Consider the following 14239-nt stretch of genomic DNA (forward strand, 5'->3'; position numbering starts at 1 on the left):
GAAAAGATGCCTTGCAAAAGGTTAAGAATAACAGGAGTTGTTCAAGGTGTTGGGTATAGAGCGTGGGCAAAAAGGCTCGCCGGTATGCTGGGTGTTAGTGGATATGTAAAAAATATGCCGGATGGTAGCGTTGAAATGGTTGTTTGTGCTGACGATAAAATAATTAATGTTATGATAAACGCCGCCAAGAAAGGTCCAGCGGCCAGCGTCGTTAAGGATGTTGAGGTTTTTGATACAAATTACAAACTGGAAAACAAGGAGTTTAAGATATGGGTGTAAAACCTAAGAAGACAGAAGAGCTTTTGCAATACGGCATAGAGAGCTTTTTAAATAACAGATTTGATAGGGCCAAGACATTTTTCTCTCTTGTTTTATCGAAAGAGCCTACAAATAATATAGCTCAATTTGGGGTTATGTGCATAGATGCTATAGAGGATGGTCTTGTTGAGGCTAAAGATATGTTTAGTGTTTTTGTTTTTTCTTCAGATGAGCAGCAGGATGCCTTACGTGAGGTTTTTGATAGGTATCAAAATAGTGCTATGTACGCAGATGGTGATTTGGATTATCTATACGATGTACTATCGCTTTACAATGTGAAGGCGACAAGTATGGGGGATGACCTCTATCTATCGAAAATAGAGCCAGACAGAAGCCGAGGTGTCAATACCAATATGCTTTTAGGCAAGGTTTACCAAAAGATGGGCGATTATTCAAAGGCAATAGACCATCTTGCCAAGGCGGCTAAGATGAAGCCGTTTGATGATGAACTGTTAAAAGAACTTATGGAAATGGTAAAAAAGAATAAAGAAAAATGAATAAAGTATTGAATGCAATAAAAAGAGCTGTTGATATAGAGGCCAACAGTATTATTTCTTTAAGCAAAAGAATAGATAGCTCTTTTCTTGAGGCTGTTGAGTTGATTGATGGTTGTGAGGGTAGGGTAATTTTTTCTGGTATTGGAAAGTCGGGCCTTGTAGCAAAGAAGATATCATCAACATTTTCAAGTATAGGCATACCTTCTATGTTTGTTCATCCAGCTGAAGCAGCACACGGTGACTTAGGCATGATAAGAAAAGATGATGTAGCTATACTCCTATCCAACTCAGGCTCTACACCGGAGGTGCTGTTTTTGCTTCCCATGCTTAAGCGTTTTGGTTTGAAAATTATATCTATTGTGGGAAATGTAAACTCAGAGCTTGCAAAAAGGAGCGATGTTGTCTTAGATTCATCAGTTGAACAAGAAGCGACCTCTGTTAGTTTGGTTCCTACATCTTCGACAACAACAGCGCTTGTTATAGGGGATGCATTAGCCGCTGGTTTAATCGTAAAAAGAGATTTCAAGGAAGAGGATTTTGCATTTTTACACCCTGGAGGTGCTATCGGTAAGAAATTGCTTGTTAGAGTTGAGGATTTGATGCATTCTGGAGGTGATGTGCCTGTTGTTGGTAAGGATGAATCATTTGAAAAGCTTATCTATGAGATTTCATCAAAAAGACTTGGCATGACGACAGTTGTAAATGACAAAGGAGAACTTATAGGCGTTATAACAGATGGGGATTTAAGAAGGGCTATAGAAAAATACAAAGACAGCTTATTTAAAATAAAAGCTAAAGATATAATGAATAAAAATCCAAAAACAATAGATAGATTCTCCTTGGCTGCAAAGGCTGCAAATATAATGGAGAGCTATTCAATTACAAGTTTGGTTGTAATTGAAGATAACGGTAGAATTGAAGGTGTTATTCATATGCATGACATACTAAAAGCTGGGGTTTTATAATGATTAAGCTTGTAATTATGGATGTTGATGGCGTTTTAACAGATGGAAGGATAATATTGGACGATAACGGTGTTGAGTATAAATTCTTTGATGTGAAAGATGGTCATATATTTCACATTATTCACGGATTTGGAATAAAAACAGCTTTGGTTTCTGGTAGGCATTCAAGGGTTACAAAAGTTAGAGCAGAACAGTTGGGTGTAGAGGATGTCTATCAGGGTATACATAACAAACTTGTAGCCTTTGAACAGCTAAAAAAGAAATACAGCTTGAGTAATGAAGAGATAGCATACATAGGTGATGATGTTATAGATATACCTCCAATGATATTATCGGGTTTTAGCGCTTGCCCATCAGATGCCCACGATGAGGTTAAAAAGGTTAGCGATTACATTTCGTCTTTTAAAGGCGGTAGAGGGGCTGTTAGGGATATCATTGAGTATATAATGAAACAGGAAGATCTGTGGGGCAAAATGATGGAAAAATACCTCCTGCTTGATAAACATGATATCTTTTAAAAAACTAACGCTTTTTAGCGGATACCTCTCTTTAGCTTTGTTGTTTGGTGTTTCGGCTTTTCTATTCATTGGTTTTATGCAGAAGGAGACTATAAAAACGGTTAATGTTTCCTTTGAGGTAAAAGAGAAGGCCTTAGGTGTTGATTTATGGAGATTCAGTAAAATTAGAAAGTATCATATAATCTCACAAGAGATGGTAAAGCTAAAAAACGGTGTTTTGAAATTGATAAAACCCAAATTGTGGGTATTTGAGCCAGCAAAGCCTGATGTGTTTTTAATTTCAAATGAAGCTGTTATTTATCCGAATAACGATATTTATGCATACGGTGATGTAAGACTAAAAAGAGAAGATTTAAACATCTACGGAGATGAGGCTAAATATTCCTCAGAAGAAAAAACTATAGAAAGTAGTAAGCCGTTTCGGGGTAGCAATAAAAAATCCAATTTTAAGGGTAAGAGTTTTGTCTATTATCTTGATAGTTCAAAACTTATTGCAAGGGGTGTTGACATATGGTTAGGAAAAAATCGCTAAGAGTGGCTTCGGATAAATCTATATCCCATAGGTCAGTTATGATTGCATCGATTGCAAAAGGGAAAACTGTAGCTAAGAATATACTATTTTCCGATGATACGCTAAGAACAGTTAAAGCTATGCAATTAATGGGGGTAAGAATAAATATAGATTCACATCAGGTTGAGATAGATGGCGTATCGAAGTTTGGATTAAAGGAACCATTTGATGTGCTTGATTTAGGTAATTCTGGCACATCTATGAGACTTTTAAGTGGTGTTTTGGCTGGGCAGAATTTTTTAAGTATCTTAACGGGTGATAATTCTTTAAAAAGAAGGCCTATGGGAAGAATAATCCAGCCTTTAAAAAGCATGGGTGCTGAAATACTTTCAAGGGAAGGCAACCTTGCTCCACTTGCAATTAAGGGTGGCAAACTATCCGGCATAAGCCATAAAATGAAAATAGCCTCAGCACAAGTTAAATCTGCTGTCCTTTTGGCCGGTCTTTATACACAGGATGATGTTGAGGTTGTAGAGCCGTATAAATCCAGAAATCATACAGAGAATATGCTTAAAGCATTTGGCGTTGATATAATTGAGAATGGATTAAGTGTAAGGTTGGGTAAAAACCGAGAGTTAAATGGTGATTTAGAGATAGAAGTACCTGCGGACATATCATCAGCTGCTTTTTTCATGGTTTTTGCAGCACTTAAGAAGGATTTTGAGATAACTCTAAAGGATGTAGGTCTAAACGAAACGAGGAGCGGAATTTTAGATATATTCAATGAAGCTGGGGTTAATTATGAGATAAAAAACAGAAGGGTTAGCGGTTTTGAAGAGATAGGTGATATTGTTGTAAGCTACTCACCAAAACTTAAGCCCTTTGAGATAAGTGGAGAGATCCTGCCCCTTTTAATAGATGAGATTCCAATACTCTCTATTCTTGCTGTATATTGCGACGGTGTGAGTGTTGTTAAAGATGCTCATGAGTTAAGAAAAAAAGAGAGCGATAGGATAAAATCTATTTGCGAAGGACTAAAGAGGGTGGGCGTTGAGGTAGAGGAATTTAAAGATGGTTTTAAGGTGTATGGAAAACCCAGCCATCCTATCAAAAATGCATTGATTGAGACGCATAATGACCACAGAATAGCAATGAGCTTTTTGGTATTATCAGCTGTCAGTTCATCCAACCTCAAAATATCCGAAACTCAGTCTATTTTAACCTCGTATCCCAATTTTTTAGACCACCTATCTTATGTTAATGGTTAGAGTTTTTTGTAGTTTTTTACATTTAGAAGAACACTTGCTTGTTGTGTAGGCATTATAACCATGTCCTCTATTGTTACGTGAGTGGGTCTTGAAACGGCAAACCACACAGCTTCTGCTACATCCTCCGCAGTCAATGGTATTATGTTCTCATAGACTTTTTTTGCTTTTTCTTTATCTCCATCAAATCTGACTATGCTGAACTCTGTTTCTACCATGCCTGGGTCTATAGATATAACCCTTACATTTGTTCCAAGCACATCCATTCTCAAGGCTTTGGATAGCTGTAAAACGGCGGCTTTTGTAGCGCAGTATACATTTCCACCCGGATATGTTTCATGGCCTGCAATGGAGGCTATGTTTACGATAGTGCCTGAATTTCTTTGAATCATTGATGGCAAGATAGCTTTTGTTGCATAAAGTAGGCCCTTTATATTTGTATCTATCATAACTTCCCAATTATTAATTTTACCATCTTGTAGTTTTTCTAATCCCTTGCTTAAACCCGCATTATTTACCAATATCTCAACATCTCTCCATACTGGAGGTAAATTGGTTAACGATTCTATCACTTCATCTTTATTTCTTATGTCTAATTTCATTGGAAGTACCTTTATATTATACTTGCCCTCCAGTTCATCTTTTAAATCTATGAGCCTTTCCAGCCTTCTTGCTGTAATTATTAAATCTATAGAATTTTTAGCAAAAATCTCTGCCGTGGCTTTCCCTATTCCACTGGAAGCACCTGTAATGAGAGCTACCTTAGCCATCTTTTTCCTCCTTTTTAGCTTTTAATATCTTATTTTTTCCTTATCTCTTTGCTTTATACATGGCTTTATCTGCCAATTCCAATGCTTTATTAAAGTCCTCAGCATCGTCAGGTATAAAAGCATATCCTATGCTTGCTGTTATTTTTACAGTTGTGCCGCTAATTTTTAGGCCTGAGTTGTTTAGCTCATCTTTTAATTCTTTCAAGAGTTCCAAGAGTTTCTCTTCTTCTGCACTTTCCACAATAATTAAAAATTCCTCACCGCCGTATCTTACTATTAAATCAGAACTGCGCTTAAAGTGGTTTTTTAGGCTGTTGGCTACAAATTTCAATACTTCATCTCCAGCTAAGTGCCCGTATGTGTCATTTATCTTTTTAAAGTCATCCAGATCTATCATCACTACTGCTATTTTTGAGTTAAGCCTTTTTGCTGTAGATAGAATAGTGGGAATGATTTCTTCTAAGAATCTTCTATTATAGAGCCCAGTTAATTTGTCTTTCAATGAAAGTTCTTTTAGAGTCTGTGTTAATCGTTTAATATTTAAGCTGTGAGCTATGCTTTGTATAAATCTGTTTATAACTTTTTTCATTGTTGCATTTGTGGATATGTTTGAATTTAATACCATTTCAATTGCCCCCATCAGTGAATCACCTGAAAATATGGGGTAGCATACATACTCTTGATTGTTGGGGCATTTTTCATTTAATATAACTCCTCTTCTTACGGCTTTTAGACATTTTTGCGTATAGCCACACATTATTTTTCCTTCTTTTATAACTGGTATTAGATTTGAATCCTTTTCTTTATATACGGAAAAATTATTTAATTTAAACTCATTTTTAAGTAGATCTGCAATCAATAAAAATATTTCCTCTTCGGTTTCACAGAGGTCTATATCCTCTTTAAACTTCAACAGTCTGGTAGTGTTTTCAATATAGTTATTTATGTTGGATACAAGTTTGCCTACAGGTCCTTCCGTTGATGAGGTAGGTAATTTCATATGTATACTTATCTCATCCTCTATTAGCTTTTTAGAAACATCAGCTATCTTTTCTACAGAGCGCATCATTTTTATTATGAGTATATAAACGACTAAAAATGAAATGACAGAAAATAGTACCCCTGGTATTAAACTTTTTATGGCATTTTCTATGAATGCCTTCTGTTGTTTTTCTTTGTAGGCTTCTACGGCATCATCGATATCCTTCAAATAAAAGCCACTGCCTATAATCCATTTAAAAGAAGGTATGCTTTTTACATAAGATATCTTTTTGTAAACTTTATTCTTTTCACCTGATGGGTAATACCATTCATATTCTATAAAGTCGCCGTTTTTTATTCTTAAGGTTTCAAGTATTTCTTTTAAAATTTTATACGGTTTTTCCGGAAGTTTAAATATGTTTTTCCCCTCTATTGAAGGTTTAGGTGGATCAAGCAACATAGTGCCACCATATGTCATGCACCATACATATCCAACTTTACCGTATTTTATTGTACTTATACCGTCTAAGGCTATCTCTTTGGCGTCTTGTAGAGTAACTTTTCCCTCCATTGCTAAATTTTGTGCTATACTTATAATATTTTGTGCCACCTCAACAGCTGTTCTTGCCATATATTTATGCATTTGCAAGAGGTTATTTCTTTGGCTTTCTATCTGTTTTTGCATTTGTGCATATTGTGTAAAGAAGAAATATCCGTAGCCCAGTATACCAATTATAGATAATCCTATTATGTATGTAGCTATTATCTTAAACTTGAAGGATTTTTTAGATATCTTTTCTATTAATTTGTTCATACCTCAGTCCTTCTTTTCCAATTTAGCTAATCTGCACAAGCTTTTAAACACAGTAAAGTAAATTATACAATTTTATTCTTTTGAATGGAAGTATTTATATTAACTAAAGTAAATTTTATTTTACTTTTTTATAGGCGACAAAAAGAAGATTCGCATATGTTTTTATTGTCAATGAATAAATTATTTTAAAGGTTAAATCTATTGATTTTTCTTGACAATTACTAATTTATTTTTAAAATTGATTTAAGATGTGTGATCAAATTAAAGTAAATATCGATAAATTTTTCATAAAGCATGAGATAGTTAAGTTAAAATTAATTTTAAAAGCGATAGAAAACCCACAGCATAAACTACCCCCTGCAAGGGATATAGCAATCCATGATAAGGTTAGTGAACTCACTGTAAAGAAAGTAGAGAAGGAATTGGTTCAAAAAGGGTATCTGATAAGTAACAAAAAAGGTGGTACGAGAACCACAAGCAAATTTACAAAACAGCAGATATCCAATTTTATAAGTTCCAAAGAGGCTTTTAAGTCTTCAGTTGAATCTTTAATTAAAAGTGGTTTTAGTGAAGAAGATATACTTTCTTTAGTTTATGATGTGTTATCACATGCAAAAAGAAATCAATCCAATATAATATACACAGAAAAAGATGAGGCTATAGCCATATTTGCCAAGTCTCAAATAGAGGATTCTATAGGTTGTGGCGTAGGTTTTAAACCGTTTGATACACTAAAGTCTGAGCTGTCGAACAGGGCTTTAGAAAATAAAATTATAGTTGCACCTTTCTTTTGCTCTCCTCAGCTTGAGAGTTTTATATACGAGGAGGTAAAACTTGTTCCACTCAGGGCAACTCATCCACTTGAGGGATTGGCAGAGAATAAAGAGATTCCTTTTGGCAGCAGGATATTCTACATAGCAGCCTCAAAGATGGATAAGGAAAACTCAATTAGTGTGTACCAAGATGTTTTAAAGGATAGATTTAGACTCTATGTTTATACCCAGGATGAAATTTTAGCAAATAGACATTTCTTAAGTTTTGCAGATGTTGTTGTTGGTTATAGTTGGATTGTAAAGAATAATGAATTCCTTTTTAAAAACATCAAACATGTTGTTAGTAGGAATAGATTTTACGATGATGAAGGCTTGGAGATGATAAAGTATTTGCTTGAGAGTATCTCGGAGGAAGATTAAATGGAAATAATAGGTGTCGATACGGGTGGTACGTTTACCGATTTTATTTACAAAACCGATGAGGGAAAGTGGGGGGTATATAAACTCCTATCCACACCGGCCAATCCAGCCGAAGCTGTACTTGAGGGTATAAAAAAAATAGTAAGAGGTGAAAAATTTAAGGTGATTCACGGCTCTACTGTTGCAACCAATGCTATACTTGAAAGGAAAGGGGCCTATGCAGCTTTTATAACAAATAGTGGATTTGAGGACATTATAGAAATAGGAAGACAGAACAGGAGTAGACTGTACGATTTATTTTACAAAAGAGAGGAGCCACTTGTGCCTTCTGAGCTTAGGTTTGGTGTATCTTCAAGAGTTAACTCAGAAGGTGAGGTAGTTGAAGATATTGACGATGAAGAGCTTGAAAATATTGTTAAAAAGCTTGAGGATGCGAAGGCTGAATCGGTTGCTGTTTGTTTTTTGTTTTCCTATTTAAACCCAGAACATGAGATTAAAGTTAAAAGTGCTGTAGAAAGGTTAAGTCTACCTGTGTCTCTATCGCATCAAATATTGGCTGAATTCAGAGAGTATGAAAGAGCATCAACTACAATTATAAATGCCTATGTTTCCCCCAAGATGAAGCGCTATCTTTACAACATAATGGATGAACTTAAGGATAATGAGTTGAGGATAATGCAGTCAAATGGTGGAAGTATCTCGGCTCAAACGGCATCAGATGAATCTGTTAGGACAATCCTGTCTGGGCCTGCCGGTGGTGCGGTTGGAGCTTTTGAAATAGGCAAAATGGCAGGGTATTCTAGACTTATAACATTTGATATGGGTGGTACATCAACCGATGTTTCATTGATAGATGGCAGACTGCCACTGACTTTTGAATCGGAAATTGGTGGTTTTCCGGTTAAAGTGCCCATGATTGATATACATACCGTTGGAGCTGGGGGTGGTTCCATTGCTTATTTAGATGCTGGGGGGTCTTTGAAGGTAGGACCGGAGAGTGCCGGGGCTGATCCTGGGCCTATATGTTATGGTAAAGGTGAAAGAATTACTGTAACTGATGCCAACCTTTATCTTGGTAGATTAGTGCCTGAGTTTTTCCTGGGTGGCAATATGAGGCTTGATAGGGATAGATTAACTAAATATTTCTCGTTAATGTCTAAAGAACTCAATATGGATGAAATTGAGCTGGCAGAGGGTATTCTTACAGTGGCGAATACTTCAATGGAAAGAGCAATAAGGGTAATTTCTGTAGATAGAGGCTATGATCCAAGGGAGTTTGTGCTATTTTCCTTTGGTGGTGCCGGTGGAATGCATGCTACTTTTTTGGCTAAATTATTGAGAATTCCAAAGGTGTTTGTTCCAAAAAATCCAGGTATTTTATCTGCCATTGGCATGTTAATGGCAGATGTTGTTAAAGATTACTCCTTAACGGTTATGTTAAAGGCAGAAAACACAAATTATACTAAACTAAATAGTTTATTTGAGCCTTTAGTAGAAAAAGGACTTGAAGATTTAAAAAACGAAGGTGTTAATAAAAAGATAAGAATAGAAAAGTATTTAGATATGAGATATTTGGGTCAATCCTACGAAATAGTTGTGCCGTTTGAAGAGGATTACTTGAATTTATTTCACAGTTTACACCAAAGAACATATGGCTATGCTGATAAGAGCAAGAGGGTTGAGATAGTAAATATAAGGGTCAGGGCTATAGGCATACCATCAAAACCTGTTTTTGAAACTATGCGCTGTGGCTCATCCAAGTTAAAAAGCGATGCTATTTTGGGTTATAGAGATGTTGTGTTTGACGGTAGCTTTTATAAAACGGCTATAATAGACAGAGATAAGCTTGCATGCGGTAACGTTGTTGAGGGGCCTGCAGTTGTGGTGGAGTATTCATCGACCATTGTTTTACCTTTTTATTCTAAGGCAGGTGTGGATAAATATGGCAACCTCATAATCGATATTGAAGGGGCAGAAAATGAAGGTTAACCCTATACTTCTTGAGGTATTTAAGAATAAACTATCTTCTGTAGCCGATGAAATGGGTGTTTCTTTAAATAGAACTGCTTTTTCTGCAAATATAAAGGAAAGAAGGGATTTTTCCTGTGCGGTGTTTGATGAAAATGGCGATATGATAGCCCAGGCTGCCCATATTCCTGTACATCTTGGTTCTATGCCCATGTCTGTTAAAGCAGCAATATCGGAGTTTGATTTCAAAGAAGGGGATATGGTGGTGCTAAACGACCCCTTCAAGGGTGGCACGCACCTACCTGATATAACTATTGTTGCCGGTGTTTTTGTTGATGGTGAAGAAAAACCCGTTTTTTATGTGGCAAACAGAGCTCACCATGCAGATGTAGGTGGTATGAGCTCAGGTTCTATGCCTTTATCAAGCAATATATTCCAAGAGGGTGTTATCATTCCTCCGCTTAAACTTGTTGAAAATGGTCAGATAAACGAGAGTGTATTTAAGTTGTTCCTGAACAATGTTAGGACGCCTTATGAAAGAGAGGGTGATTTTAAAGCTCAAATAATGGCTAATTTGACAGGTATTAAGCGTATTAAAGAAATGGTAGATAAGTATTCTCTTAATACGGTGAAACTATATGCGAAAGAATTAATGGATTATTCAGAAAGAATAATGAGAAAAACAATTCTTGAAATCCCGGATGGTACATATTCTTTCGTAGATTTTTTGGATGACGATGGAATTGAAAGACAAAATATAAAGATTCAGTTGGATTTAACGATAGACAGTGATAATGCAATTTTGGATTTTACAAAATCTGACAATCAGGTAATGGGTAGCGTGAATGCCGTGTATGCCATAACACTTTCTGCCGCTTTGTATGTGTTTAGGTGCTTGGTTGAACAGAACATACCCACAAACACAGGCTGTTTAAGGCCTCTTAATCTCATTACAAGGAAGGGTAGTGTTGTTGATGCAGTTTTTCCGTCTGCTGTTGCTGGTGGGAATGTGGAAACATCTCAGAGAATAGTAGATGTTATTTTGGGAGCTCTCTCAAAAGCAGTTCCGGAAAAGATACCAGCTGCAAGCCAAGGAACAATGAACAATATAGCAATTGGAGGTATTAATGAATTAAATGGTGAACCCTTTGCTTACTATGAAACATTGGGTGGCGGTATGGGTGCATCAAACAAACACCACGGTGAGAGTGCAATTCATTCTCACATGACCAATACCCTAAATACACCTATCGAAGCATTAGAGTATAGCTATCCTTTTAGGGTTAGAAGATACTCTATAAGAAGAGGATCTGGTGGAAAAGGTAGATTTTGTGGAGGTGATGGACTTATTAGAGAGATAGAGCTACTCAATAAAGCTGAAATTACCGTTTTGTCTGAAAGAAGAAGGCTCTCTCCTTACGGTTTAGAGGGTGGTGAACCTGGTAATAGGGGCAGAAATGTTATAATAAGGAATTCCAAGGAGATGGATATGCCCCCAAAGTTTACGATGAAGTTGAATAAGGGTGATATTGTCAGGATAGAAACGCCGGGTGGCGGTGGCTATTTTAAATCAAATAAATGATGGGAGGTTGCATATGAGATTTTTTAGGGTTTTTGTGGTTTTATTAACTATTTTGTTTTTAAGCAGTTTTTCTAATGCAAAGACTATCAAAATGAACTTGAACTGTATCTATGGGCCAAATAGTATTCACACCGAAGGTGCTATGAAGTTTGCAGAGTTAGTTAAAAAGTATACCCATGGAAGCGTGGTTATTACAGTCTACCCCGGTGGTAGCTTAGGGTTTAAAGGCCCTGAACTTCTCCGTGTGGTTAGGGATGGACAGGTTCCTATGTCTGATATTTTAATGGGCGTTGTTTCAGGTAGTGAACATGTTTTTGGTGTAAGTTCTCTACCCAAACTGGTTAATTCTTATGAAGAGGCCTTCAAGCTGTATCAGGCGTTTAAGCCCCTATATGAGAAAGCTGCTCTAAGATGGAATCAAAAGTTTTTATACGCCGCACCGTGGCCGCCCAGTGGTTTAGTTACAAAGGTTAAAATTGAGTCAGCCAAGGATTTGAAGGGTTTAAAGATAAGAACATACGACAAAAACGGTGCAAAGTTTTTAAGAATTTTGGGGGCAAATGCCGTTTCTATGCCGTGGGGTGAGGTTTATTCGGCTTTGAGAACAAACCTTATAAATGGCGTTTTGACTAGTGCAGAATCAACCAAAAACGGTAAGTTCTGGGAAGTTCTGAAGTATTTTTCACCGATAAACTACGCTTATCCTCTAAATATGGTTACCATAAACCTGGATTACTGGAAGGCTTTGGATAAAAAGCAGCAACAGGCCATTCTTAGAGCAGCCAAAGAGACAGAAAAATATCAGTGGGCTTACTCTGAAAAAATAAACAATGAGGATTTAAAGATCATACAAGGGCACAGCATGGTGGTAAATGAGCCTACAGAGGAGTTTGAGAGGCAGATGGAGAAGGCTTCAAGGCAGTTGGTAGAGGAGTTTTTAGATAAGGCATCACCCTCTGAGAAGAAGATACTTAGAGAATTTATCAAGTAATGATTGAAAGGCTTATCGGTTGGATAGATAGGCTAAGTAATCTGTTTGCCTATCTATCCGCCTTTTTTCTAATTGTTATTATAGTTTTAATTGTTTCTAATATAGTTCTCATGAGCTTATTTAATAAATCGATTATGATTACAGATGAGTATTCAGCCTATATGTTTGCTGCTTTTGTTATGTTTTCTGTATCCTATACACTAAAAGAGGGCGGGCATATAAAGATAACGGTTTTAACATCCAGACTTCCTGATGGTGTAGAAAGAATAGCTAAGTTTCTTACTACTACAATTGCATTTGCTCTGTCGATTTATATGTTTTATTTTTCTTGTGTTATGGTATATCAGGCGTATGTATATCAGATGAGGGCAGATACAGTTGCACAAACATTGCTCTGGATACCTCAACTATGTATGCCTATTGGTTTTTTTATTTTGTCTTTGCAGTTGATTTCCGAAATTCTAAAGGTGTTTAAATGATTTCTGATCCGTTAACACTTTTAGCTGTTATGATGATAATCTTGTTTGTGTTTTTGTTATCTGGTTTATGGATAGGCTTTTCTCTTTTTGCTACGGGTGTTGCAACTATGCTGCTTTACGATTTTACTTTACCCCCAACCATATCTATCTGGTCAAAAATAGGAGGGTTGATTGCAAATTCCTCCTGGAATAGTCTGGATTCCTGGTCTTTGGTTGCCCTTCCTTTGTTTGTGTTTATGGGAGAGATATTGTATCATACCGATATATCCAACAAATTGTTTAACGGCCTTTTGCCATGGTTTTCAAAAATACCTGGCAGGCTTTTACATCTCAATGTGGTTGCATGCTCTATGTTTGCCGCAGTATCGGGATCATCTGCCGCCACAACAGCAACAGTTGGTAAGATTACTTTAAATGAACTTAAAAAAAGAGGCTATTCAAAGAGTTTATCTGTTGGGTCGTTGGCTGGTGCTGGGACACTAGGATTTCTAATTCCGCCCAGCTTGATAATGATCATATACGGTGTAATGTCCAATGTTTCCATAGGCAAACTGTTTATTGCAGGGATCATACCCGGTTTGATGCTTGGCGGTTTGTATTCTTTTTATATCATGATTGCCTCTTTGATAAAGCCAAATGTTGTGCCTAAAGAGCAGGAGCAATTTGGTTTAAAGGATAGGCTTGTTGCCCTTAAGGATATAATGCCTGTGTTTTTGCTGATCGTGCTTGTTTTGGGTAGCATATATATGGGCTTTGCAACACCAACAGAGGCTGCGGCTTTGGGTGTTGTGGGTGCTCTCCTTTTGGCGCTTATGTTCAGGAATCTTACTTGGGATAATTTTAAATTATCTGTAAAAAATTCAATAAAGACCACTGTTATGATATCTTTCATTATGATGGGTGCAGCATTTTTGTCTCAGGTTGCCGGTTTTAGTGGCATAACAAGGTCGTTAAGTCTCTATGTTGCGCAGTCGCATTTAAGCCCCTATATGCTCCTTTTAATTGTTGGTTTTATGTATCTTCTGCTTGGAGCAATTTTAGATGGTGTTTCTATGGTTGTTATGACTACGCCTATAATATTGCCCATCATGCAACGGGCGGGTTTTGAGGCTTTATGGTTTGGGATATTTTTGGTGATTATGGTGGAGCTTGCTCAGATTACACCACCTGTTGGTTTTAGCCTTTTTGTGATAGAAGGTATTTCAGGCGAAAAAGTGAGTGATATAATAAAATACAGTTTTCCGTTTTTCCTAATTATGATTTTTGTGGTGGCAATCCTTGCTATATTTCCTCAGATTGTTTACTTTTTGCCTTCGCATATGATTAGATGATTAACCAATTTCCCCAAAGCTTTGTTTACTTTTGTGGTGTTTCTATGCTAAAATAA

At 36.6% G+C, this 14239-nt stretch carries 14 protein-coding genes; 12 read left to right on the forward strand and 2 right to left on the reverse strand.

Translation table 11 applies throughout. The annotated features are described in order from the left end of the window. Nucleotides 1–6 precede the first annotated feature (6 nt). Genes HIPMA_RS02680 through aroA form a run of 6 tightly spaced genes read left to right on the forward strand, consistent with a single transcriptional unit; the run spans nt 7 to nt 4077 of the window. Complete coding sequence (locus HIPMA_RS02680) at nt 7–279, forward strand: acylphosphatase (RefSeq protein ID WP_013681532.1); 273 nt, start codon at nt 7–9, stop codon at nt 277–279. Further along, nucleotides 270–815, forward strand: a complete 546-nt coding sequence (locus HIPMA_RS02685; RefSeq protein ID WP_013681533.1) for a tetratricopeptide repeat protein — start codon at nt 270–272, stop codon at nt 813–815. Before HIPMA_RS02680 ends, HIPMA_RS02685 begins: the two co-directional genes overlap by 10 nt. Then, nucleotides 812–1780: a KpsF/GutQ family sugar-phosphate isomerase gene (locus HIPMA_RS02690; RefSeq protein WP_013681534.1), complete on the forward strand. Its 969-nt coding sequence runs from the start codon at nt 812–814 to the stop codon at nt 1778–1780. Before HIPMA_RS02685 ends, HIPMA_RS02690 begins: the two co-directional genes overlap by 4 nt. Further along, on the forward strand, nt 1780–2298 hold the full coding sequence (locus HIPMA_RS02695) for a KdsC family phosphatase (protein WP_013681535.1): 519 nt from the start codon (nt 1780–1782) through the stop codon (nt 2296–2298). Before HIPMA_RS02690 ends, HIPMA_RS02695 begins: the two co-directional genes overlap by 1 nt. Continuing rightward, on the forward strand, nt 2285–2830 hold the full coding sequence (gene lptC / locus HIPMA_RS02700) for an LPS export ABC transporter periplasmic protein LptC (RefSeq protein ID WP_013681536.1): 546 nt from the start codon (nt 2285–2287) through the stop codon (nt 2828–2830). The genes HIPMA_RS02695 and lptC overlap by 14 nt, the downstream gene beginning before the upstream one ends. Next, a complete protein-coding gene (aroA, locus tag HIPMA_RS02705) occupies nt 2809–4077 on the forward strand; it encodes a 3-phosphoshikimate 1-carboxyvinyltransferase (protein WP_013681537.1) in 1269 nt (422 codons plus the stop codon). Before lptC ends, aroA begins: the two co-directional genes overlap by 22 nt. Here aroA and HIPMA_RS02710 read toward each other — a convergent pair. Continuing rightward, nucleotides 4074–4844, reverse strand: coding sequence for an SDR family oxidoreductase (locus HIPMA_RS02710; RefSeq protein ID WP_013681538.1), 771 nt, complete (start codon nt 4842–4844; stop codon nt 4074–4076). The two genes, aroA and HIPMA_RS02710, sit on opposite strands and share 4 nt — an antisense overlap. Before the next feature lie 40 nt (nt 4845–4884). Next, nucleotides 4885–6639, reverse strand: a complete 1755-nt coding sequence (locus HIPMA_RS09060; RefSeq protein WP_013681539.1) for a diguanylate cyclase — start codon at nt 6637–6639, stop codon at nt 4885–4887. A 248-nt stretch (nt 6640–6887) separates the two neighbouring features. Here HIPMA_RS09060 and HIPMA_RS02720 point away from each other — a divergent pair, with 248 nt between their 5' ends. The 6 genes from HIPMA_RS02720 to HIPMA_RS02745 are packed head-to-tail and all read left to right on the forward strand — an operon-like array spanning nt 6888 to nt 14183. Further along, nucleotides 6888–7832, forward strand: coding sequence for a GntR family transcriptional regulator (locus HIPMA_RS02720; protein WP_013681540.1), 945 nt, complete (start codon nt 6888–6890; stop codon nt 7830–7832). Continuing rightward, the gene (locus HIPMA_RS02725; protein ID WP_013681541.1) at nt 7833–9821 is read left to right on the forward strand and encodes a hydantoinase/oxoprolinase family protein; all 1989 of its coding nucleotides are present in this window, start codon (nt 7833–7835) and stop codon (nt 9819–9821) included. It abuts the gene before it with no gap. Next, nucleotides 9811–11382: a hydantoinase B/oxoprolinase family protein gene (locus HIPMA_RS02730; RefSeq protein WP_013681542.1), complete on the forward strand. Its 1572-nt coding sequence runs from the start codon at nt 9811–9813 to the stop codon at nt 11380–11382. Before HIPMA_RS02725 ends, HIPMA_RS02730 begins: the two co-directional genes overlap by 11 nt. 13 nt (nt 11383–11395) lie before the next feature. Then, the gene (locus tag HIPMA_RS02735) at nt 11396–12373 is read left to right on the forward strand and encodes a TRAP transporter substrate-binding protein (protein WP_013681543.1); all 978 of its coding nucleotides are present in this window, start codon (nt 11396–11398) and stop codon (nt 12371–12373) included. Further along, nucleotides 12373–12852, forward strand: a complete 480-nt coding sequence (locus tag HIPMA_RS02740) for a TRAP transporter small permease subunit (protein WP_013681544.1) — start codon at nt 12373–12375, stop codon at nt 12850–12852. Before HIPMA_RS02735 ends, HIPMA_RS02740 begins: the two co-directional genes overlap by 1 nt. Continuing rightward, entirely contained in the window at nt 12849–14183 is a 1335-nt protein-coding gene (locus HIPMA_RS02745; RefSeq protein ID WP_013681545.1) for a TRAP transporter large permease, read from the forward strand. Before HIPMA_RS02740 ends, HIPMA_RS02745 begins: the two co-directional genes overlap by 4 nt. Nucleotides 14184–14239: the final 56 nt, after the last annotated feature.

Source organism: Hippea maritima DSM 10411 (assembly GCF_000194135.1).
GTDB lineage: Bacteria > Campylobacterota_A > Desulfurellia > Desulfurellales > Hippeaceae > Hippea > Hippea maritima.